20 protein-coding genes are annotated in these 22,907 nt (G+C 64.9%); 9 read left to right on the top strand and 11 right to left on the bottom strand.

Features of this window, described 5'->3' with window-relative positions:
* Positions 1-149: 149 nt before the first annotated feature.
* Complete coding sequence (locus tag AC0L3J_RS08910; RefSeq protein WP_027516815.1) at positions 150-368, bottom strand: hypothetical protein; 219 nt, start codon at positions 366-368, stop codon at positions 150-152.
* 928 nt (positions 369-1,296) lie between these two features.
* Between AC0L3J_RS08910 and ppc the strand changes: the two genes are divergently transcribed.
* Positions 1,297-4,086, top strand: coding sequence for a phosphoenolpyruvate carboxylase (gene ppc / locus AC0L3J_RS08905; protein ID WP_456765254.1), 2,790 nt, complete (start codon positions 1,297-1,299; stop codon positions 4,084-4,086).
* Positions 4,087-4,216: 130 nt separating this feature from the next.
* Here ppc and AC0L3J_RS08900 read toward each other — a convergent pair whose 3' ends face one another.
* The 4 genes from AC0L3J_RS08900 to AC0L3J_RS08885 form a co-directional block, all read right to left on the bottom strand.
* Positions 4,217-5,329, bottom strand: coding sequence for an SMP-30/gluconolactonase/LRE family protein (locus tag AC0L3J_RS08900; RefSeq protein ID WP_456765253.1), 1,113 nt, complete (start codon positions 5,327-5,329; stop codon positions 4,217-4,219).
* 130 nt (positions 5,330-5,459) lie between these two features.
* Positions 5,460-6,374: an SDR family oxidoreductase gene (locus AC0L3J_RS08895; RefSeq protein WP_247288650.1), complete on the bottom strand. Its 915-nt coding sequence runs from the start codon at positions 6,372-6,374 to the stop codon at positions 5,460-5,462.
* A gap of 171 nt (positions 6,375-6,545) precedes the next feature.
* Positions 6,546-7,685: a thiolase C-terminal domain-containing protein gene (locus AC0L3J_RS08890; RefSeq protein ID WP_456765252.1), complete on the bottom strand. Its 1,140-nt coding sequence runs from the start codon at positions 7,683-7,685 to the stop codon at positions 6,546-6,548.
* 4 nt (positions 7,686-7,689) lie between these two features.
* Entirely contained in the window at positions 7,690-8,103 is a 414-nt protein-coding gene (locus tag AC0L3J_RS08885; RefSeq protein ID WP_456765251.1) for a Zn-ribbon domain-containing OB-fold protein, read from the bottom strand.
* Positions 8,104-8,276: 173 nt separating this feature from the next.
* On the opposite strand from AC0L3J_RS08885, the gene AC0L3J_RS08880 reads away from it, so the two are divergent.
* From AC0L3J_RS08880 to AC0L3J_RS08860, 5 genes are all read left to right on the top strand, one after another.
* Positions 8,277-9,626, top strand: a complete 1,350-nt coding sequence (locus AC0L3J_RS08880) for an amidase (RefSeq protein ID WP_456765250.1) — start codon at positions 8,277-8,279, stop codon at positions 9,624-9,626.
* The gene (locus tag AC0L3J_RS08875) at positions 9,619-10,305 is read left to right on the top strand and encodes a DUF2848 domain-containing protein (RefSeq protein ID WP_456765249.1); all 687 of its coding nucleotides are present in this window, start codon (positions 9,619-9,621) and stop codon (positions 10,303-10,305) included. The genes AC0L3J_RS08880 and AC0L3J_RS08875 overlap by 8 nt, the downstream gene beginning before the upstream one ends.
* Positions 10,306-10,461: 156 nt before the next feature.
* Positions 10,462-11,208 (top strand): 2OG-Fe(II) oxygenase, encoded by a 747-nt coding sequence (locus tag AC0L3J_RS08870; protein ID WP_456765248.1) that lies wholly within the window; start codon positions 10,462-10,464, stop codon positions 11,206-11,208.
* Positions 11,209-11,217: 9 nt separating this feature from the next.
* Positions 11,218-11,871, top strand: a complete 654-nt coding sequence (gene alkB, locus AC0L3J_RS08865) for a DNA oxidative demethylase AlkB (protein ID WP_456769673.1) — start codon at positions 11,218-11,220, stop codon at positions 11,869-11,871.
* A gap of 54 nt (positions 11,872-11,925) precedes the next feature.
* The gene (locus AC0L3J_RS08860) at positions 11,926-13,167 is read left to right on the top strand and encodes an MFS transporter (RefSeq protein ID WP_473346789.1); all 1,242 of its coding nucleotides are present in this window, start codon (positions 11,926-11,928) and stop codon (positions 13,165-13,167) included.
* Here AC0L3J_RS08860 and AC0L3J_RS08855 read toward each other — a convergent pair.
* From AC0L3J_RS08855 to hpaH, 6 genes are all read right to left on the bottom strand, one after another.
* Positions 13,145-14,773, bottom strand: a complete 1,629-nt coding sequence (locus tag AC0L3J_RS08855) for a thiamine pyrophosphate-dependent enzyme (RefSeq protein ID WP_456765246.1) — start codon at positions 14,771-14,773, stop codon at positions 13,145-13,147. The genes AC0L3J_RS08860 and AC0L3J_RS08855 overlap by 23 nt on opposite strands.
* Before the next feature lie 25 nt (positions 14,774-14,798).
* Positions 14,799-15,668: a fumarylacetoacetate hydrolase family protein gene (locus tag AC0L3J_RS08850; RefSeq protein WP_456765245.1), complete on the bottom strand. Its 870-nt coding sequence runs from the start codon at positions 15,666-15,668 to the stop codon at positions 14,799-14,801.
* Positions 15,669-15,671: 3 nt separating this feature from the next.
* Complete coding sequence (gene hpaD, locus AC0L3J_RS08845; RefSeq protein ID WP_027568982.1) at positions 15,672-16,655, bottom strand: 3,4-dihydroxyphenylacetate 2,3-dioxygenase; 984 nt, start codon at positions 16,653-16,655, stop codon at positions 15,672-15,674.
* Between the two features lie 66 nt (positions 16,656-16,721).
* On the bottom strand, positions 16,722-18,260 hold the full coding sequence (gene hpaE, locus AC0L3J_RS08840; RefSeq protein ID WP_456765244.1) for a 5-carboxymethyl-2-hydroxymuconate semialdehyde dehydrogenase: 1,539 nt from the start codon (positions 18,258-18,260) through the stop codon (positions 16,722-16,724).
* Positions 18,253-18,651, bottom strand: coding sequence for a 5-carboxymethyl-2-hydroxymuconate Delta-isomerase (locus tag AC0L3J_RS08835; RefSeq protein ID WP_456765243.1), 399 nt, complete (start codon positions 18,649-18,651; stop codon positions 18,253-18,255). Before AC0L3J_RS08835 ends, hpaE begins: the two co-directional genes overlap by 8 nt.
* 45 nt (positions 18,652-18,696) lie before the next feature.
* Complete coding sequence (gene hpaH, locus AC0L3J_RS08830) at positions 18,697-19,503, bottom strand: 2-oxo-hept-4-ene-1,7-dioate hydratase (protein WP_473346786.1); 807 nt, start codon at positions 19,501-19,503, stop codon at positions 18,697-18,699.
* 110 nt (positions 19,504-19,613) lie between these two features.
* Here hpaH and hpaR point away from each other — a divergent pair, with 110 nt between their 5' ends.
* From hpaR to AC0L3J_RS08815, 3 genes are all read left to right on the top strand, one after another.
* Positions 19,614-20,132, top strand: coding sequence for a homoprotocatechuate degradation operon regulator HpaR (gene hpaR / locus AC0L3J_RS08825; RefSeq protein ID WP_456765242.1), 519 nt, complete (start codon positions 19,614-19,616; stop codon positions 20,130-20,132).
* Between the two features lie 243 nt (positions 20,133-20,375).
* Positions 20,376-21,152: an HpcH/HpaI aldolase family protein gene (locus AC0L3J_RS08820; RefSeq protein ID WP_018456947.1), complete on the top strand. Its 777-nt coding sequence runs from the start codon at positions 20,376-20,378 to the stop codon at positions 21,150-21,152.
* A 198-nt stretch (positions 21,153-21,350) separates the two neighbouring features.
* Positions 21,351-22,874 (top strand): UxaA family hydrolase, encoded by a 1,524-nt coding sequence (locus AC0L3J_RS08815; RefSeq protein WP_456765241.1) that lies wholly within the window; start codon positions 21,351-21,353, stop codon positions 22,872-22,874.
* Positions 22,875-22,907 lie beyond the last annotated feature (33 nt).

Genomic DNA, 22,907 nt, shown 5'->3' with positions numbered 1-22,907 from the left:
TCGCAACGGCTCAACCCACCCTACGCGCTGCAATTTCAACGAAACCCGACGTGGCTCAGCCTCATCCTGAGGAGACCGCGAAGCGGTCGTCTCGAAGGACGAGGCGCTTGCTCAGCTCGTAGGACGGGTAGAGCGCATGCGAGAACGTTCTACCTTGAACGACGCGCGACTTGGATTGCTGTATCGATCAGAGATGCTGCAACTTCCTTGCCGAACGTGTTGATGGTGATTGGACCGTCATCGGGCACGCTAACATCAAAGAGCACACCCCCGTCGTCCGAAAGGATTTCCATACGAATGCCGTCAAAGTCGACATCGCTCGCCCATCGATATTTCACAGTTCGGTTCTCGACTGTCAGCGTTCCCATGCTGAGTGCTTATCAAAATGCGCGATTCAAGCAAATCCGTGGGGGACGGGCCGCTTGGAAATGGCAGAGTGGGAGATTGCAGCTTCACAGTACCAGAGCCGACACACGCTCAGGCACCGCGTCCACCATCCCTCGCGCTGCCTGACGGGCAAAACACGCCACATGCAGGTCAAGCACAAGACCGTCTAATATTCTGATTGACCGAATTCATCTCTTCGGGTAAACCGCAAAGCATCCCGGCCCGCTAAAAAGGGCGTTTCGCGATCGTCACGATACGTGAGCCGGGACGCGATGGACGCGGCAGCGCCGGCGCGTGACGAGGTGGCAGGGCGGGCTATGCCCGTGAGCCATCGCGACCCGCGCGAACGACCCGGCGCGGTCACAGCGGTTCTTTTCGGCTTCGGTGGCGAGCACGCGCAAGCTTCCGGAGCTCCGGGGAGGGACGTCCGCGGACGGCAAAAGCGTGTGGTCCTGACGCCCGGGGGTCTGTGCGTCAAGGCTTGCGGTGATGTGCGGCCCGACCGGGTGCGCGCATCGATCATCCGCAAGGCGACGGGGGCAATAGTGCATCGCTCCCCGGGGAGAGCGCGCCATAAGCCGTAAAACCATTGCGCAGGGAAGGCCGGATGTTCCGGCATCACCTGTGGTCACCCCCGCGTGCGTTTTTCGCGTGCGGACCCTGGGTGCCAGCCGGCGCCCGGCCTTCCCTGCGCCCTTTCTTTGCGATGAGGGCGAAACGGACAGCAAAACTCGGGCGCTCGCGCCGCGAGACCGCGAATGTATGTCTGCGCCCGTCAGCAAGGCGCATTCCCGCCCATGATCGGTGATGTTGCCGCGCCGCCCCCAACTTCATCTTGCGCTGCGGCAAAAAACTTGCACACTCGGCTGAGCCGGGCAGTCAAGTGAGCTCGACAAGGGGAGCGAGCCAATGTCCCTCCAGACCATATCGTCCGACAGCGCCGACCAACGCCCCAACCGCCCCGAGGATGTCCTGGCGCTGGAGGCAGATGCGCGGCTGCGGGACGATATCCGCCTGCTCGGGCGCATCCTCGGCGACACCGTGCGCGACCAGGAGGGGCCTGAATTGTTCGATCTGGTCGAGCGCATCCGGCAGACCTCGATCCGATTCCACCGCGACGAGGACCGGCTCGCCCGCCGCGAGCTCGAGCAGATCCTCGACAGCATGTCGACCTCGGAGACGGTGCGGATCGTCCGCGCCTTCAGCTATTTCTCCCACCTCGCCAACATCGCCGAGGATCAGAACAACATCCGTCAGATGCGCGCCAACAAAGGCGGCGGCTCCGGCGTGCTGGCCGAGACGCTTGCCCATGCCAGGGCTGCGGGCATCGGCGCCGATGCCCTGCGCAACTTCTTCAAGAGCGCGCTGGTCAGCCCGGTGCTGACCGCGCATCCGACCGAGGTCCGCCGCAAGAGCACGATGGACCGCGAGATGGAGGTAGCTAGCCTGCTCGATCGTCGCGAGCGCGTCGCGTTGACGGCGGAGGAGGCCGCCGCAAGCGACGAGCAGCTCCGCCGCGAGGTATTGACGCTGTGGCAGACCAATCTGCTGCGCCGGACCAAGCTCACCGTGCTCGACGAGGTCGCCAACGGCTTGTCGTTCTACGATTACACGTTTCTGCGCGAGGTGCCGCGGCTGGTCAATACGCTGGAGGACCGGCTGGAGGAGGGCGGCGAGCCGGCGGCTGGCGAGCTCGCCTCGTTCCTGCGCATGGGCAGCTGGATCGGCGGCGACCGCGACGGCAATCCCTTCGTCACCGCCGACGTGATGCGCGGCACGCTGCGGCTGCAGTCGAGCCGGGTGATGCAGTTCTATCTCAATGAGCTGCACGTGCTCGGCTCCGAGCTCTCGATCGCGGCGCATCTCGCCGACGTCTCCGAGGAGCTGCGCACGCTGGCGGAGCGCTCGCCCGATACCTCGCCGCACCGGAGCGGCGAGCCCTATCGTCTTGCGGTCTCCGGCATCTATGCGCGCCTGACTGCAACGGCCGAAATGCTTCAGGTCGAGATCACGCGCCGACCGGTCGGCAAGGGCGCGCCGTATGACAGCGTCGGGGAGCTCAAGGCCGATCTCGACGTGCTGCACCGCTCGCTGATCTCCAACAACGCCGGCGTCATCGCCCGCGGCCGGCTGCGGCTGCTGCGGCGTGCGGTGGACTGCTTCGGCTTCCATCTGGCGCGGCTGGACATCCGCCAGAACTCTGCGGTGCACGAGCGCACCATCGCCGAGCTGATGGACGCCGCCAATCCCGGCATGTCCTATCTCGCGCTCGGCGAGGACGCGCGCATCTCGCTGCTCACCAACGAGCTGCGCTCGACGCGTTCGCTGGTGTCGCCGTTCGTCAAGTACAGCGACGAGACCATGGGCGAGCTCAATGTCTTCCATGCGGCCGCGGAGGCGCATGCGAAGTTCGGCTCGGATGCCATCCCCCAATGCATCATCTCGATGTGCAAGAGCATGTCCGACATGCTCGAGGTCGCGGTGCTCTTGAAAGAGGTCGGCCTCGTCCATCCCTCCGGGCGCAGCGCCATCAATATCGTGCCGCTGTTCGAGACCATCGAGGATCTGCAGGCGTCCTCCACCATCATGGACCGCATGCTGTCGCTGCATGATTACCGCCGGCTGGTCGACAGCCGCGGCAGCGTGCAGGAGGTCATGCTGGGCTATTCCGATTCGAACAAGGATGGCGGCTTCGTCACCTCGGGCTGGGAGCTCTACAAGGCCGAGATCGGCCTCGTCGACGTGTTCGAGCGCCACGGCGTGCGCCTGCGTCTGTTCCATGGCCGCGGCGGTTCGGTCGGCCGCGGCGGCGGCCCGAGCTACGATGCCATCATCGCCCAGCCCGGCGGCGCGGTGAACGGCCAGATCCGCATCACCGAGCAGGGCGAGATCATCTCGTCGAAATATTCCAACGCCGAAGTCGGCCGCAACAATCTGGAGATCCTTGCCGCCGCGACGCTGGAGGCGAGCCTGCTGCATCCGCGCCAGAGCGCGCCGCGCCGCGAATATCTGACCGCGATGGACGAGCTTTCAAGTCTCGCCTTCAAGGCCTACCGCGGCCTCGTCTACGAGACCGACGGCTTCGTCGATTATTTCTGGGCGTCCACCGTCATCAACGAGATCGCGACGCTCAACATCGGCAGCCGCCCGGCCTCGCGCAAGAAGACTCGCGCGATCGAGGACCTGCGGGCGATCCCCTGGGTATTCTCCTGGGCGCAATGTCGCCTGATGCTGCCCGGCTGGTACGGATTCGGCAGCGCGGTCGAGCAATGGATCGCGGAGCATCCCGACAAGGGCATGCCGTTCCTCAAGGAGCTCTACAAGGAATGGCCGTTCTTCCGCATGCTGTTGTCGAACATGGACATGGTGCTGGCGAAAAGCTCGATCGCGATCGCCTCGCGCTATGCCGAGCTCGTGCCCGACGAGGCGCTCCGCGAAAAGATCTTCGGCCGCATCCGCCGCGAATGGCATTCCTGCATCGAGACGCTGCTGGACATCATGGGCCAGGACCGGCTGCTTCAGGGCAACCCGCTGCTGGAGCGCTCGGTGCGTCACCGCTTCCCCTATCTCGACCCTCTCAACCACGTGCAGGTCGAGCTGCTGAAGGAGCACCGCGCGCAGAACCCGGACGAGCAGGTGCTGCGCGGGATTCAGCTCACGATCAACGGGATTTCGGCGGGGCTGAGGAATACGGGGTAGTTCACGGCGGCCACATCCTCAGCCGTCATGCCCGGGCTTGTCCCGGGCATCCACGTTCTCAGTGCTCCGCGTCAAGTCGTGGATGGCCGGGACAAGCCCGGCCATGACGCGTGGAGAGGGCGGTGTCCCCTCAACAGAAATGCGCGCCTTGCGTCTCCACATACACCGCATAGAGCGACTGGCTCGCGGTCATGAACAGGCGGTTGCGCTTCTTGCCCCCGAAGCAGACATTGGCGCAGGTCTCGGGAAGAAGGATCTGCCCGATGCGCGCGCCGTCGTTTGGCGCGAACACCTGCACGCCGTCATAGCCGGGTCCGACCCAGCCGGCGCCGACCCAGATGTTGCCCTCAGTGTCGACGCGCAGGCCGTCGGGGAAGCCTGACTTGCCGTCGAGCGTCATGTCGATCAGCTTCTTCGGGTTCGAAAGCTTCGCCCCATCGATGTCGTACGACCACACCACGTTCTTGGCTTCGGGATAATGCGTGATGCCGGTGTCGCAGACATAGAGCTTCTTGTAGTCGTGACTGAAAGCGATGCCGTTCGGCTTGAACGGCTCGTCGGCCACCTTCGCGACCTGGCCGCTCTGCGGATCAATGCGATAAACCGCTTCCTTCTGATGCGGCTGCAGCGAACCGGTATTGGCAAGCTTGCCCTCGTAGATACTGATCGCGCCGTAGCCGGGATCGGTGAACCAGATCGCCTTGTCGTTGGGATGCACCACCATGTCGTTCGGACCGTTGAGCGGCTTGCCGCCGGCCTGCTCGGCCAGCGTCGTCACCGAACCGTCGTGCTCGTAGCGGACGAGCCGGGTGCGCTCGGCGCTGAGCTGGCGCCCCTCGGTATCGAACGAATTGCCATTGGCCTCGTTCGACGGCTTGTGGAACTGCTCGGAGATGTGGCCGTCGTCGTCGAGGTAGCGCAGCTGCCGGTTGGCCGGGATGTCGCTCCAGACCAGATATTGCCCTTGCGCATTCCACGCCGGCCCTTCCGCCCACAGGCAGCCGGTATAGAGCCGCTTGATTGCGGTGTTGCCGACCTTGGCCTTGAAGCGCTTGGGATCGATGGCGATGATGTCAGGGTCGGGATAGCGCTGCGGCTCGGCGTTGGCGCCGAAGTCGCGGGCGTCCGCACGTGAGGCGAGCAGGGCGGATGCGGCGACGGTCGCGGCGCCCTTGAGCAGAGTGCGGCGGGCGAGGCCGCTGCTTGCAGTCGTGTCGTCGGAGTTGGTCAATATTCTTGTCATGGTTTCCTCCCAAAGTTGTGTTGGGAGGAAATGATCCGCCAGCAATCGGGCGTAAAGCGGAGCGATCTCCGGACTCAGATAGCCGGAGATCGCAGGGCAGAAATGCCGGAAATGCGGCCAGGCGGGATCCTTACACGGGATCCCACGGGAAGATGTCGGCGGAGCGGTCGAGCTTGTAGAACGAGCCCTTCAGCGCCGGCATGCCGTGTTCCGCGATCGATTGCGGCGTCCAACCTTCGCTCCGATGCACCGAGCGCAGCGGACGGTTCTGGCTGAACAGGAACAGCTCGTTCATGCGTGCGCCGAAGATCTGCCCGGAGACGTCCTTGGCGGCATCGGAGAGCAGATAGGCGCAGACCGGCGCGATCTTCTCCGGTCCCATCTGCTTGATCTTCTCGACCCGCGCCTTCTCGGCTTCGGTCTCGGTCGGGATGGTGCCGATCATGCGGGTCCAGGCGAACGGCGAGACGCAGTTGGAACGGACGTTGAAGCGACCCATGTCGAGCGCAATCGACTTCGACAGGCCGACGATGCCGAGCTTGGCGGCGGCGTAATTGGCTTGGCCAAAGTTGCCGATCAGGCCGGAGGTCGAGGTGAAGTGCACGAACGATCCGGACTCCTGCTCGCGGAAGATTCGCGCTGCGGCGTGGCTGACGTAGAACGAGCCCATCAAATGCACCTTGATGACGGCCTCGAACGCTTCCACGCTCATCTTGTGGAAGATCATGTCGCGCAGGATGCCGGCATTGTTGACCACGCCGTCGAGCCGGCCGAAATGATCGGTCGCGGTCTTCACGATCTTGCTCGCCGGGATGGCTTCGGCCACCGACTCGAAATTGGCGACGGCGGTGCCGCCGCGCTTCTTGATCTCCTCGACCACCTCCTCGGCGGGCGCGGCGCTGGTGCCGGCGCCGTCAGCGGCGACGCCGGGATCGTTGACGACGACCTTGGCACCCTCGCCAGCGCAGAGCAGCGCGATCTCCCGCCCGATGCCGCGGCCTGCGCCGGTGACGATGATGACCTTGTCTTGCAGTGATTTGCTCATGTGGATTCTCCTGTTGTCTTACCTCGCCCCGCTTGCGGGGAGAGGTCGGATCGCATCGAAGATGCGATCCGGGTGAGGGGGGGACTCTCCGCGAGTCAGAGTGTGTGGAAGCAGCCCCTCACCCCAACCCTCTCCCCGTAAGAACGGGGAGAGGGAGAGGCGAGCAGCTCATTACCTCTCGTTCGTAAACACGATCGTGCCCGACGCGGCGAACATGCCGCCGACGCCGTGGCACACCGAAATCTTCGCATTCGCCACCTGCGCCGGCGCAATGCCGCGCATCTGCCGGACACTCTCCTGGAGCGCGTACATGCCGTACATGCCCGAATGCATGTAGCTCAAGCCGCCGCCATTGGTGTTGAGCGGCAGCTTGCCGCCAGGCCGCGTGTTGCCGTCCGCGATGAACTTGCCGGTCTCCTCATGCGGCATGAAGCCGAGATCGCCGAGGCCGAACAGCGGCAGATGCGCAAACGCGTCGTAGATCATGAGATGGTCGACGTCCTTGTGCGCGATGCCGGCTTCCTTGAAGGCGAGAGGACCGGCGGTCTTGAACGCGCGCGAGGAATTAAAAGTCTCCATCTGGCTGACCATCGGCGTCTCCACGCTCTCGCCGGTGCCCATGATGTAGACCGGCTTGCGCGGGAAATCCTTGGCACGGTCGGCCGAGGTCAGGATCAGCGCGCCGCCCCCGTCGGTGACGAGGCAGCATTGCAGCAGGCGGAACGGATAGGCGATCATGCGCGAGTTGAGGACGTCGGCGACCGTGATCGGGTCCTTCATCATCGCGCGCGGATTCTTCGCCGCCCATTCCCGCTGCACCACCGCGACCGCGGCGAGCTGCTCGTGGGTGATGCCGTAGGTCTTCATGAAGCGCAGCACGGGGATCGGGAACATGCTAGGCGGTCCGTAGACGCCGAACGGCGCCTCGAACTGGCCTTGCAGGCTGTCGGCGGGAATCGAGCGCGGCGCCTTGCCGATCATCGACTTGCCGCTCTCGGCATGGGTGATCAGCACGGTCTTGCACAGGCCGGCCTCGATCGCCGCGGCGGCATGGCGGACGTGCAGCATGAACGAGCAGCCGCCGACCGATGTGCCGTCCACCCAGGTCGGCTTGATGCCGAGATAGTGGCAAACCTGTTGCGGCGTTTCGACCGCGGTGGCGAAGCCGTCGATGTCCGACAGCTTCAGTCCGGCATCGGCAATGGCATTGAGCGCCGCGTCCGCGTGAAGCTGGAGCTGCGAGGCGTTGGGGATGACACCGAGCTCGGTGGTCTCGGCCGCGCCGACGACGGCAACTTGGTTGCTGCGCATGGGCTTACCCCTTCGCCGGACGGAATACGGGAAGGGTGATCTTGTCGTCGAGGGCCTCGAAGGCGACCTCGAGCTTCATGTCGAGCTCGAGCGCCTCCGGCGTCTGCGGGCAGTCGATGATGTTGCTCATCATCCGCGGCCCCTCGTCGAGCTCGACCACCGCGATGGCGTAAGGCGGCGTGAAGCCGGGCGCGGCGGGACGGTGGTTGATCACGTAGCTGTAGAGAAAGCCCTTGCCGCTCGCTTTGAAGATGCTGACCTTGCGCGAGGCGCAGGACGGGCAGAACGGGCGAGGCGGGAAATAGACATGCGCGCAGGCGTCGCAGCGCTGCAGGCGCAACTCGCCCGCTCTGGTGCCGTCCCAGAAATGCTGGGTCTCGGGCGTCGGTTTCGGTCGCGCGCGCTGCGGTTCGGCCATCTCGGCAGGTCCTCCCAAGGCCAAGCTTAGCCCGGCTCTTGCGATCTTGATGCGACAATCGACCATGGCGCGTCAACGGTCCAGCAATGCGCATGCATGCCATCATGCGCACAATGCTTGTGTCGAAGTGAGGCAGCGCTATACATTGCGCGCAAATATTCCGTGAGACAGACATGCCTGATTTTTCGACACTGACGAAGCTCGCCGAAGACCTCGAAAGCGGCCGCACCAGCTCCCGCAAGCTGGTCGAGGCTTGCATCGCCAAAATCGCCGATCCGGCCGGCGAGGGGCAGCGCGCCTTCATCCACGTCGACAAGGATGCCGCGCTCGTGGCGGCGGATGCGATGGACGGTTTGCGCAAGGTGAAGGCGGCACCGTCGCGCTACGCCGGTATCCCGGTCTCGATCAAGGATCTCTTCGACATCAAGGGCCAGGTGACGCGCGCCGGCTCCCGCGCGCTCGACGATTCCTCGCCGGCCGAACAGGATGCCCCCACGGTGGCGCGGCTGCGCAAGGCCGGCTTCGTCGTGATCGGGCGCACCAACATGACCGAGTTCGCCTATTCCGGCATCGGCATCAATCCGCATTACGGCACGCCAAAGGGCGTCTGGAACCGGGCCGAGGGCCACGTGCCCGGCGGGTCGTCCTCGGGCGCCGCAGTGTCCGTGCTCGACGGCATGGCGCATGGCGCGCTCGGCACCGACACCGGCGGCTCCTGCCGGATTCCGGCGGCCTATAACGGCATCGTCGGCTACAAGCCGACGCAGCGGCGCGTGCCGCTCGACGGTGCCGTGCCGCTGTCGTTCTCGCTCGACAGCATCGGGCCGCTGGCACGATCGGTCAGTTGCTGTGCCATTCTCGATTCCGTGCTCGCGAACGAGCCGATCGCTCCGCTGAAGCCGCGCCCGGTCAAGGGCATGCGGTTGGCGGTGCCGACCACGATTGCGCTGGACGATCTCGACGCGGCCGTGGCCGCGACATTCGAGCGGGCGCTCAAGAGCCTTGCCGATCACGGTGCGATCATCGAGCGCATCGAGATGGCCGAATTCCACGACATCGGGCCGATGAACGCCAAGGGCGGCTTTGCGGCTTCCGAAAGCTATGCCTGGCATCGCTATCTCCTCACGTCCAAGGGCGACGTCTACGATCCCAGAGTCTTCGTGCGCATCATGCGTGGCGAGGCGCAGAGCGCGGCGGACTACATCGATCTCCTCCACGAGCGCCGCTCGCTGATCGCCCGCGTCAATGCGCGCGTCGCGCCCTATGACGCGCTGGTGCTGCCGACCACCGCCAACACGCCGCCGAAAATTTCGGACCTTGCCGACGACAAGGCATTTACCAGGGAAAACCTGCGGGCGCTCCGCAATTGCACCCTGATCAACATGATCGACGGCTGCGCCATCTCGCTGCCTGCGCATCGCGAGGGCGAGATTCCGGTCGGCCTGATGCTGGCGGGCGCGGGCGGATCGGACCGCCGTATCTTCGAGCTTGCTGCCGGCATGGAGGCTGTAATTCGTGTTTGACCTGACTTTCACCGTCGACGCCCAGGACACCACCACGCCGCTGACGCTGGCGATCGACCAGATGGTCATCGCCGGCTGGACCGGCCGCGATCCGGTCGCGCGCGACAAGCACATTGCCGAGCTGCAGGAGATGGGTATCGCCCCGCCGGCCTCGACGCCGATCTACTACCGTGCCTCGGCGCGGCGCCTGACAATGGAAGACAGCATCGAGTGCACTGGCGGCGATTCCAGCGGCGAGGTCGAATTCGTGCTGATCGGCTGGCAGGGCCGTATTTTCGTCGGTTGCGGCTCCGACCACACCGACCGCAAGGTCGAGGCCTACAGCGTCACGGTGTCAAAGCAGATGTGCGACAAGCCGATCGCATCTACACTGTGGGAACTCGAGGACGTCATCGGCCATTGGGACAGGATGATCCTGCGCTCCTGGGCCACCATCAAGGGCGAGCGCGTGCTCTACCAGGAGGGCACGCTCGACGCGATGCTGCCGGTCGCTGACTTGATCGCGCGTGGCTTCGAGGGAGGGAAATTTCCCGACGGCTGCGCCATGTTCGGCGGCACGTTTGCGGCGAAAGGCGGTATCCGCCCCGCCGACCGTTTCGATTTCGAGTTGGAAGACCCCGTGCTGAAGCGCACGATCAAGCACGGCTACGACGTGGTGACGCTGCCGGTGAGGGGCTGAAGTCTCTCCGCCGTCATTGCGAGGACCCCTTGCGACGAAGCAATCCAAACTGGTTCCGCGGACGGAATCTGGATTGCTTCGCTTCGCTCGCAATGACGGGGGGAGAGACGGGAATCGGGTGGTAGAGGACGGGGCGGTCCTGCGAAGGTCAGAACCATGACAGCAACAGCACGCAAATCGCCTCAATCCCCGACAGCCGACCTCGCCGCCCATGTCGATACCCTGGACTGGCCCCAGATCACCGCCGAACTCGACACCCACGGCTGCGCGCTCCTGAAGGGCCTGCTCACGCCGGACCAATGCCGCGCCGTCGCTGCGCTCTATCCCGGCGACGCCAACTTCCGCAGCCGCATCGTCATGGGCCGCCACGGCTTTGGCCGCGGCGAGTACAAATATTTCTCCTACCCGCTGCCCGACCTGATCGCGCAATTGCGCCCGGCGCTCTACGCGCATCTCCAGGGCATCGCCAATCGCTGGAACGAGGCGATGGGGATCGACATCCGCTATCCCGCCGAACACGCGGCGTTTCTGCAGCGCTGCCACCAGGCCGGGCAGGCGCGGCCGACGCCGCTGCTGCTGCAATACGAGGCGGGCGATTTCAACTGCCTGCATCAGGATCTCTATGGCGAGCACGTGTTCCCGCTCCAAGTCGCGATCCTCTTGTCCGAGCCCGGCCGCGATTTCACCGGTGGCGAGTTCGTGCTGACCGAGCAGCGCCCGCGCATGCAGTCCCGCGCCGAAGTGGTTCCGCTCGCGCAAGGCGACGCGGTTGCTTTTGCCGTGCATCATCGCCCGGTCCAGGGGACACGCGGCACCTACCGCGTTAATCTCCGCCATGGCGTCAGCCGGATTCGCTCTGGCCAGCGCCACACCCTGGGTGTGATCTTCCACGATGCGAAATAAACGCTGCCGCTGATGGCGGATTTGTTCGACAATGTCGCCGAAGCCCAGCCGTCGCGCGAGCAGATCGCCGACGGCGCTGTGCTGTTGCGCGGCTTCGTCAAGCCGATCGAGAGCGAACTGATCGAAGCCGTACGCGCCATCGTGGCGCAATCGCCGTTCCGCCGCATGACAACGCCCGGCGGGCATCTGATGTCGGTCGCCATGACCAATTGCGGCGAGCGCGGCTGGATCACCGATCATACCGGCTATCGCTATGATCCCATCGACCCGCGAACCGGGGCGCCGTGGCCGGCGATGCCGCCGGTGCTCCGCGATCTGGCGTTGCGCGCCGCGGAGCAGGGCGGCTTTACAGGCTTTGCGCCCGATGCCTGCCTCGTCAACCGCTACGAGCCCGGCACGCGGCTGTCATTGCATCAGGACAAGGACGAGCTGGATTATTCCGCGCCAATCGTCTCGGTCTCGCTCGGGCTGCCTGCGACCTTCCTGTTCGGCGGCCTGGCACGCAACGACAAGCCGCGCCGCTTCCGGCTGATCCATGGCGATGTCGTGGTCTGGGGCGGGCCGTCACGGCTCGCCTATCACGGCGTCGCGCCGCTCGCCGACGGCGAGCATGCGTTGCTGGGGCGGAAGCGGATCAATTTGACGTTCCGAAAGGTCCGCTGACGCGTTTCCTCGCAGCCGCCGCTCGTCTAAGCTTCCGGCGGGGGAGACGGCGATATGGCGACCACACAGCTCTCGGCCGGCACTGGCGCGGCCAACCGTACCGGCTTGTATCTGGCCGTGCTGCAACTGGCGTTCACGCTTGGCTGGACCACCTACGTCATCTATCTGCCAAAGCTCGCGGCTGAGGTCGGCATCGCGCCATCAGCCGTCATCCTCATCCTGATGCTGGACCAGGCGATCTTCACCATCGCCGACACCGAGATGGGGATCGCCGCCGACAAGATCGCTCCCCATCTCGGCAGGCTTGGCCTGTTCGTCGGGCTCCTGGCCGCGATCTCCTGCGGCGCGTTCGTCGCGCTGCCGTTCGTCGCAGGGCGCGGCGTGGCCGCGCAGGGGTGGTTCATTGCCCTGATCGTGGTCTGGTCGATCACCTCGTCCGCACTGCGCGCGCCGCCGCTGACCCTGCTCGGCAAATACCGCGCCCGGCCGCAGGTGCCGTTCCTCGCCGCGCTCGCGATGCTCGGCTATGGCGTCGCCGGCGCAGTCTCGCCCTATCTCGGTGTGGTGATGCGCGAGCACGATGCGCGGCTGCCGTTCGTGCTCTCCAGCGTCGTGCTGCTGCTCACGGCGCTGGGACTGTCTCGGATCGAACACGATGTTGTGCGGGACACGTCGTCGCCCCTGCCGGCCGAGGCGGCAAAGCCGCTCGGCATGACGTCCATTATTTTCATCGTCGCGATGGTCGCGCTGGCGCTCGGCTATCAGCTGCACTTCGCTCTGAACAGCGCGCCGTTCTATCTGCGCTTTGCCAAGCCGGATGAGCTGCAATGGCTGATGCCGGTGTTCTGGATCGGTTTCAACATTGCGATGTTTCCGGCAAGCCTCGTCGTCAAGCACCGTGGCGGCGTGATCGTGATGGGCGCGGCCGGACTGCTTGGTGCGGTCGCGATTGCTGCGGCCGAATTCGCCGGCAGCCTCAACACGCTGATCATCGCGCAGTTTCTCGCCGGAGCGGCGTGGGGCTGCATGCTGATGAGCGCGATCTCGGCTGCGTTGGCCATCGGCTCGACCGGCGCGGAGGGAAAGGTGACCGGCCTCGTTTTCTCGGCGCTCGCACTCGGAACCTTCGCGCGGATGGCGGCGGTCGCCGGCGGCTTGCAGAAAATGCCTGACTACGCGCCGCTGCTGCACTGGGCCCCGGTCGCCTGCTGGGCGGTCGCAGGCGCGGGCTTGCTGGTTATCGCGGCAGCGCGGCTACAGGGCGGCGTTCACCTCAAGGCTTCGGCGGGTGAATGAACGCCCACGGGCTGACTTCCGAGTCGCGCGTCACTTCCACCGAGATCAGATACGGCCCGCCATGCGCCAGCGCCTTCTCCATCGCCGCCTTGAACTGGTCCGGCGCGGTGACGCGCGCTGCCGCGACACCAAAGGACTCCGCGAGTTTGACGAAATCCGGATTGACCAGATCGGACGCCACCACGCGGCCGTCGAAGCGCTCGCGCTGGTCGCGGCGGACATTGCCGTAGGCGTTGTTGTTGAACACCAGCGTCACCACGCCGATGTTGAACTGCACGGCGGTGGCGAGCTCCTGCACGCCGAACATGAAGCCGCCGTCGCCGGTGATCGCCACCACCGGCTTGTCGGGATTGGCGACCTTGGCGCCGAGCGCGGTCGGGAAGCCCGAGCCGAGCGTGCCCTGATAGCCTGATGTGATGAAGGTGCGCGGCTCGTAGATCGGAAAACCGTACCAGGAGGCGAAACCGAACTGAGACAATTCATCTGTCACGATCGCGTTCGCCGGCAGCACCTCGCGCAGGATATTGAGATACGCCATCTGCGGCTGGATGCGCTGGATCTCGGCTTGCGCCGCCGCAGTCGCCTCGCGGATCTCTCCCCGCCGGCCGCTGGTCCTGGCATAGCCGGCCTTCTTCACGGCTGCGACGAGATCGGCCGTGCCGGCTTTGGCGTCGGCGACGATAGCGACATCGGAAGCGAGCCGGCGCATCTCGGCCGGATCGATATCGACACGAATGGATTTCAGCCCCTTCGGCTGATACGGCCAGCGGAAGCCCGACGCCGGCAGCTCGGCGCGCGTGCCGATTGCGATCATCAAATCGGTTGTCGGCCACAGCTTGTAAGCTGCCGCCATGGTCAGTCCAAGCTCATGTGCATTGGAGACGATGCCGCGGCCGCTGCGGAAGGCGACGACGGGCGCGTCGATCATCTCGGCCAGTTCGAGAATCTCCTCGCGCGCCTCGATTGCGCCGCTGCCGACGAAGATCATCGGCGCCTTGCTGTTCCTGATCAGCGCGGCCGCCTGCTTGATCATATCAGGGTCGGGCTGCGGCGCGGGCAAGGGCTCCAGCACCTTTGCGGCGGCCGTATCCGCGCGCTGGGTGAAGACGTCCCAGGGCATCTCGACCGAGGCGGGGCCACGCCGTCCGGATGTCATCTCCTGGAAGGCGCGCGCGACGGTGGTCGGCGCGTTGCCGGGATATTCGATCCGGTCCGCCCATTTCACATAGGTGCGCAAGGTCGCGAGCTGGTCCGGCATCTCGTGCAGATGGCCGCGGCCCTTGCCCAAAAACTGCGTCGGCACCTGGCCGGTGACGCACAGCACCGGCTCGTTGCAGCCGAAGGCGGTGAGCAGTGCGGCGCTGGCGTTGAGCACGCCGGGGCCGGGCACCACGCTGAACACGCCGGGCCTGCCGCTGGAACGCGCGTAGCCGAACGCCATGTAGCCGCAGGCCTGCTCGTGTCGCGCGCCGATCACTTTGAGTTGGGCCTGGTGGAACGCGTCGAACAGGCCGTAGACCTGCGCGCCGGGCAGGCCGAACACGGTGTCGACGCCATGGGCGACGAGGCCGCTTACGATCGCTTCGCCGCCGGTGAGGGTGGTCATGGCATTATTCCATTTCGATTATTGTTCAGGCTTCGTCGACGACGCCGTTGCGTAAAGATCCGATGCCCTCGGCCGCGACTTCGATAACATCGCCGGGCTTCAGATAACGCGGCGGGTCGAACCGCGCACCGGCGCCGGTTGGCGTGCCCGTGACGATGATATCGCCGGGAACGAGCGTCGCGAAGGTCGAGATATAGCTGATGAGATAGCGGAACGGAAACATCAATCGGCTGGTGCGGTCGTCCTGCCGCAGCTCGCCATTGACGTACGTGGTGAGGCGGATGTCGGCGACCTGCGATTCCTGCGTGTAGGGCACCAGCCACGGGCCGAGGCTGCCGCTGGAATCGAAGTTCTTGCCCTGCGTGACGTTGAACTTTGCATGGCGCAGCCAGTCGCGCACCGAGCCTTCATTGCAGAGCGTGAGCGCGGCGATGTGCTCGAGCGCAGAACTTTCCGCAATGTGCCGGCCGGCCTTGCCGATCACCAGCACGATCTCGCCCTCATAGTCGAGCTGCGCTGAGGCGCGTGGGCGCACCAGCGGCGTGTCGTGGCCGACGAAGGAGCGTGGGCTCCGCATGAACATGCTCGGATATTTCGGCGCGTCCTGGCCGTCCTTGTACTCGGCATTGCGGTCGGGGTAGTTGACGCCGATGCAGATGATCTTTTCCGGCGCCGGCACCGGCGGCAGCCAGATGATGTCACCGAGCGCGTGATCGGGCGTGCGGCCGGCGGCCTCCTCGGCGAGGCTCGCGAGCTTTCCTGCGGCGATCACCTCGCGCAGCGTCGGATAGTCTTTATCGTGGCGCGCGGAGAGATCGACAATGCCGCCGTCAACGACGGCGCCGTAGCTGATGGCGCCCCTGACGGAGTAGGTGGCGAGGCGAGGGAGGGTCATTGCTTAATCCGCCACCAGCACGTCGGCCACGAAGTTCGGCTCACGCACGGCTTGGCCAGCGAACGGCGAGCCCTGCTCGAACCAGGAGCGCGGGGCAGGCGCGCCCCACAATGTCTGGCGGCGCGGATCGCGCAGCGACCAGCGCAGCGGCTCGTGGTCGTGATCGCCGGTGAAATAGTCGCTGGTGTAGAGCTCGAGCCGGTGTCCGTCGGGGTCACGGACGTAGAGGAAGAACGCATTCGAGATGCCGTGGCGGCCGGGACCGCGCTCGATGTTCTTGACGAAACCCTGCGAGGCCATGACGTCGCAGAGGTGGATGATGTTCATCGCCGTCGGCGTCCAGTACGCGAAGTGGTGCAGCCGCGGGCCCTTGCCGTTGGTGATGGCAAAATCGTGGACATTGCCCTTGCGATGCATCCAGGCAGCGGCGATGCGCCCGTTCGGTCCGTCCTCCTCGGCGTATTCGGTGAGGCGAAAGCCGAGCCGGGCATAGAATTCAACGGTGTCCTGCACTTCGGCGGCGAACACGTTGAAATGGTCGAGCCGCTGCGGATGGCAGCCCCTGTAGAGATCGTAGCGGCGCAGCAGGTGCGGCCGCCGGTCCATCGACGCATATAGCTCGATCTGGAAGCCGAAGGGATCGGTGAACTGCAGCGTGCGGCCCTGGAAGGGCTGATCGACGAAGGCGTAGCCCAGGCCGTTCTCGGACAGAAACTTTGCAGCCTTGTCCAGATCCCCGTCATTGCCGACCTTGAAGCCGAGGCGGTTGCAGGCAGGCGCCGCCGCCTTGCGCAACACCAGCGAGTGATGCTGATGCTCCTCGGCGGCGCGCAAATAGACGACCTTGTCGTCGGCGTCCTCGACATGCAGGCCGACAACGCTTTCATAGAACTCGCGGCTGAGCTTCAGGTCGGTGACGTCCAGCACGGCGTGGCTGGAGCGGATGATGTTGAACGGCGGCTCGAAGATATGTTGCGGTACGGGCATTGCGGTTCCCCTCTCTAGACTCGGTCATTCCCCTTTGGCGCTTCGCGCGTCGAGGAACCGCGAGCGTTAGATTCCCAGCTTCTGAATCTTGTGCGTGCCCCGCGCCAGCGAGACGTGCTTGGTTTCCATGTAGAAGTCGAACGAGTAATCGCCGCCGTCGCGGCCGATGCCTGATGCCTTCATGCCGCCGAACGGCGTCGGCAGATGGCGGACGTTTTCCGAGTTCAGCCAGATCATGCCGGCCTCCAGCGCATCCGCGACACGCAGCGCGCGGCCGACATCGTTGGTCCAGACATAACCGGTCAGGCCATAGCGGATGTCGTTGGCGATCTCGATCGCGTCTGCTTCGTCCTTGAAGGGCAACACGGTCAGGAAGGGGCCGAACACCTCTTCCTGCGCCACGCGCATCTTGCCGTGTGCGCCGGTCACCAGGGTCGGCTCGACGTAATGTCCGCCGCCCGGGCCGTCATAGGCCTTGCCGCCGACCGCGATCGTCGCGCCGTCCTGGCGGGCGACGTCGAAATAGGAGCACACCTTCGCCAGATGACGCTCGTGGATCAGCGGCCCGATCTCGGTGGCGGGATCGAGGGGATGGCCGACCTTCAGGGCTTTTACGCGCGCCGTGAGTTTCTCGATGAATTTCTCGGCGATGCCGGCCTGGATCAGCAGGCGGCTCGACGACGTGCAGCGCTCGCCGTTGAGCGAGTAGATCATGAACACGACGGCATCGAGCGCGCGGTCGAGATCGGCGTCGTCGAACACGATCACCGGGTTCTTGCCGCCGAGCTCGAAATGCACGCGCTTCAAGGTGGGCGCGCCCTGAACCATGATCGCGGAGCCCGTCGAACTTTCGCCGACGAAGCCGATCGCCTTGATGGCGGGATGCTCGGTCAGCGCCTTGCCGGCCTCTTCGCCAAAGCCGTGGACGGTATTGAGCACGCCGTCGGGCACGCCTGCTTCCTTGACGAGCTTTGCAAGAATGGCCGCCGTGACCGGCGACCATTCCGCCGGCTTGTGCACGACGGTGCAGCCGGCGGCGAGGGCAGGGGCGATCTTCCAGGTCGAAAGCATGAACGGCGTATTCCACGGCGTGATCACGCCGACCGGGCCGATCGGCACGCGCGTCGAGACGTTCCAATGCTCGTCGCTCGGCGTGTTCTGGCCGTCGCGCGCCTCTCCGCATCTGTCGGCAAAGAAGCGGAAATTCTCTGCGGCGCGAATCGCGGCCTTGGCCATGAAGCGATAGGCCTGGCCGGTGTCGATGCATTCGAGCACCGCGATGTCCTCGGCATTGTCCTCGATGGCGTCGGCGACGCGATGCAGCAGCTTCTTCCGCATCGCTGGGCCCATGTCGCGCCAGGATTTGAAGGCCAGCGAAGCAGCGGTGGCGGCGCGATCGACATCCTCGGCGCTGCCGCGGGCGACGCTTGCGAGCGTGGCGCCGTCGACCGGCGACTTGGTCTCGAAGGTCTCGCCTGAGATCGACGGCACGATCTTGCCGTCGATCATGTGGCCGATACCGTCGGCCCGCAGCGTCTTCAGCAGCGGTGCGATGCGGTCGCGATTGGCCTGGAACACATCGGCTTTCGGCGTGGGCTTATCCATGGGCGGCCTCCGCTTTCAGGGCTTCGTGAATGTTGTTGCGCTTCCAGCTCGTGTCCTTGTCGTTGATCTGCATGTCGAACGAGAGGGCGAATTTCGAGCTTGCGAAGACGGGATCGAGATGGCGGGAGAGCGCCTGGAACACGTGTTCGCCGGCTTTCTTGCGGGTTGGCAGATCGCGGCCTTCGCCGATGCGCAGCACCATGTCGAGAAAGCCGTAGTCCTGCCGCGCGTCCGCAATCGCATAATGCTCGCATCTGACGGCGCGAACGCGGATGCCGCCGAGCGGGAAGATGCCGGTCTCGACCGCCGCCTTGCGCACCACCTCACACGCCGCGCCGATGTCGAGGCGCTCGTCGAGATTGGCCGAATATTCGATCGTGAAATGCGGCATCGCGGTTTCACTCCCTCTGTAGTCTTGTAGCGTGTTCTTGTTCGTCTAAGCGAAGTAGCAGCTGACCGAGCCGTAGGCGCCATAATCGGCTTGAATTGTGTCGCCCTTGCGGGTCTCGATCGGACGGATGAAGGAGCCGGCGAGCACGATTTGTCCGGGCTCGAGCGCTAGCCCAAGCGGCGCGATCTTGTTGGCGAGCCAGGCAACGGCCGTGGCGGGATGGTTGAGCACGCCGGCGGCAAGTCCGGTCTCTTCGAGCTGGCCGTTCTTGAAACACAGCGCGCCGATCCAGCGCAAATCAGCCTCCAGCGGGCGGATCGGCCGTCCGCCGAGCACGATGCCGGCGTTCGCCGCGTTATCGGCAATGGTGTCGAAGATCTTTCGCGTCGCCTTGGTCCGAGGATCGACGCGCTCGATCCGCGTGTCCAGAATCTCCAGCGCCGGCACCACGAAGTCGGTGGCGTTGAGCACGTCGAATAGCGTGCAGTCGGGGCCCGCGAGGCGCTTGCTCATGACGAAGGCGAGCTCGGCTTCCACGCGCGTCGCAATGAAGCGCTCGGTCGGGACGAGGCCACCATCGGCAAAGAACATGTCGTCCAGCAACACGCCGGAATCCGGCTCGTTGATGCCAAGCGCGCTCTGCATCGCCTTCGAGGTCAGGCCGATCTTGTGTCCCCTGACGATGCGCCCCTCGGCAATCTTGACGTCGACCCAGGCCTTCTGAATCGCGTAGGCGTCAGCGATGCTGATGTCGGGAAAGTCCTGCGAGAGCTGCCGGATCTGTGTACGGGTCTTTTCCGCCTGGTGCAGACGGTTCGCGCAAGCTCGGATATCGTCGTTGGAAAGCGCCATTTGTGATCTTACAAATCGTGGTGCGGGAAGATACTTAACATGTTAAGTGAATGCGTCAATCGCAAATTGGCTTGCTGCACTGCAAACGTTTTGCGGCATGAAGGGGCGTCATGGTGAAGAGACCGGCTGATCCTGCGAACGGAAGCGAGCCCGCCGTGTGGCAGGTGCCGATGCGCGACTTCTCGCGCTCGCTACCGATGTCGCTGCTGCGGGCGCGCGAAGCGGTGATGCGGCAATTCCGTCCCTCGCTCCGCGAGCATGGCCTGACCGAGCAGCAATGGCGCATTCTGCGCGCGCTCGCGGCGATCGACACGGTCGAGGTCACGGAACTGGCGCGCACCGCATTCCTGCTCGGACCAAGCCTGTCGCGGATCCTGCGCGATCTGGAGGCGCGCAATTTGATCGAGCGCAAGACCGCGAAGGCGGACCAGCGCCGCAGCATGGTCTCGATCTCGGAAAAGGGCGTGAAGCTGATGGCCTCCGTGGCGCCGTCCTCCGAAGCGATCTATGCGGAGATCACGCGACGCTTTGGCGCACGCAAGCTCGTCGAGTTGCAGGAGATGCTCGGCGAGCTCGAACAAAGTCTCGCAGGGCTTGGCGCGGGCGAGGAAGCAAGTGCCGAGGAGTGAAAGCAGATATGCGCGAGCGCGTAGCGACAGCAATGGACATTGACGTGCTTTTTCGCTCAAAGTGCCGCCCGAGCCGATAGCTCGAAAATCGGCGCGCGGAACGGATAGCGCCGTCTTTGCCAAGTGAAACCTTGCGTCATCGCGAGCGTAGCGCGGCAGTCGGGTTCGCGCTAATAACGGCATCGTGCTGTCGCGGCGCTCGTCATGGTGACGAAGGTCCAAACAACAAAGAAGGAAGGCAACGTGGCGAACAAGGTCAAGGAAATCTGGAAATCGGGCAAGGCCGTGGTCAACGCGTGGCTCGCGATTCCCTCCGGCTTCTCGGCCGAGATGATCGCGCAATGCGGCTTCGACAGCGTCACCGTCGACATGCAGCACGGCGTGCAGGATTATCTGTCGATGGTGCAGTGCTTCCAGGCGATGGACAAGCATCCGATCACGCCGATGGTCCGCGTGCCCTGGAACGAGCCCGGCATCATCGGCAAGGTGCTCGATGGCGGCGCCTATGGCGTGATCTGCCCGATGGTCAACACCCCGCAGGAAGCCAGGAACCTCGTCTCCTATGCCAAGTACCCGCCGAAGGGCGTCCGCTCCAACGGCCCGATCCGCGCCGGCATGTACGGCACCGCGGGCTCCTACCAGAAGACGGCCAACGACGACATCGTCCTGCTGCCGATGATGGAGACCAAAACCGCGGTCGAGAACATGGAAGCGATCTTCGACGTCGAAGGCATCGACGGCGTCTATATCGGCCCGTCCGACCTCGGCTTCTCCTACGGCCTCGAGCCGAAGCTCGATCGCACCGAGCCGGAGATCCTGGCGATCTACGAGAAGATCATCAAGGAGTGCGGCAAGCGCGGCCTCAACCCGGGCATCCATTGCAGCGGCGCCGAAGGTGCCGCGCGCGCCATCAACATGGGCTTCAAGCTGGTGACGCTCTCGAACGAGGTCGGCCTGATGACGACCTACGCCAAGATGCAGGTCAACGCCACCCGGAAGGATTCCGGCGGCAAGGCCTGATCTCTTCCCTTTTCCCTCTCCCCGTTCTTACGGGGAGAGGGTTAGGGTGAGGGGCTCTCTCAACACGACTAATCCAACGATCGAGCGCGCCGCTTGCCCCTCACCCGGATCGCCCCGGACGATGCATCGCCGGGCGAGATCCGACCTCTCCCCGTAAGAACGGGGAGAGGTGAAGAAAGAAGACCAAGGAGACCTCCCATGACCATCAGCCCCGTCATTCGCCTGCATCCCGATGATGGCGTGCTGATCGCGCGCGCAAGCCTGCCGCCGGGAACATTGGTGGCCGACGGCGTGACGACGGTCGAGCGCATTCCTTCCGGCCACAAGGTCGCGGTCAAGCCGATCGCATTGGGCGAGCCGGTGATCCGCTACGGCCAGATCATCGGCTTTGCGACGGTGCCGATCGCGCCGGGCCAGCACGTGCACGTGCGGAATTGCGGCATGGGCGATTTCGCCAAGGACTATGCCTATTGCGCCGACGTCAAACCGACGCCGAATTTCGATCTGCCGGCAAGCTTCGAAGGCATCCGCCGCCCGGACGGCCGCGTCGCCACGCGCAACTACATCGGCATCCTGACCTCGGTGAATTGCAGCGCGCATGTCGCAAGCCTCGTCGCCGACGTCTTCAAGAAGAATCCGTTCACCGGCGACAATCCGCTGGCCGACTTCCCCAATGTCGACGGCGTGGTCGCGCTGACCCACAAGACCGGCTGCGGCATGACGCAGAACGAGCCCCTGGCGCTGCTCCGCCGCACGCTCGGTGGCTATGCGCGGCACGTGAACTTCTCCCACGTCATCGTGCTCGGCCTCGGCTGCGAAGTGAACCAGATCGGCGGCCTGATGGAAGAGCAGAAGCTCGCAGGACGTCTGCGTGCGATGGACATCCAGGAGGTCGGCGGCACCCGCAAGACGGTGGAAGCCGGCATCGCCTTCGTGCGCGAGGCACTCGCGGAGTCCAACAAGGTCAAGCGCGAGTCCGTTCCGGTCAGCGAATTGACCGTGGCGCTGCAATGCGGCGGCTCGGATGGCTATTCCGGCGTGTCCGCCAATCCGGCGCTGGGTGCGGCCAGCGATCTCATCGTGCGTCACGGCGGCACCGTGATCCTGTCGGAGACGCCGGAGACCTATGGCGCCGAGCATCTGCTCACGCGCCGCGCCGTCAGCCGCGAAGTCGGCGAGAAGCTGGTCGATCTCATGCGCTGGTGGGACGAATACACGACGCGCGAAGGCGCCGAGATGAACGCCAATCCGAGCCCGGGCAACAAGGCCGGCGGTCTCACCACCATTTTGGAGAAGTCGCTCGGCGCGATGGCGAAGGCCGGCACTACCAACCTCGTCGAGGTGCTGCGCTACGCCGAACCCATCACCAAGAAGGGTTTCGTGTTCATGGACACGCCTGGCTACGATCCCGTCGCCGCGACCGGGCAGGTCGCCGGCGGCGCCAATCTGGTCTGCTTCACCACGGGCCGCGGCAGCGTGTTCGGCTGCAAGCCGGCGCCCTCGATCAAGCTCGCCACCAACACGCCGATGTACAAGCGCATGGAAGAGGACATGGACGTCAATTGCGGCACCATCCTCGAAGGCGAGGAGAGCGTCCAGCAGTGCGGCCAGCGCATTTTCGATCTTATCCTCAAGACCGCGTCCGGACAGCCGACCAAGAGCGAGAGTTTTGATTTCGGCGGCGCCGAGTTCGCGCCCTGGGTGCTGGGCGCGACGATGTAATTCCTCGTTGCGCGTCGGCGGTAACCCTGCACG

The organism is Bradyrhizobium sp. Kon37 (assembly GCF_055807535.1).
Note: the sequence above shows the minus strand (reverse complement) of the source record. Positions and strands in the feature narration are given on the sequence as shown.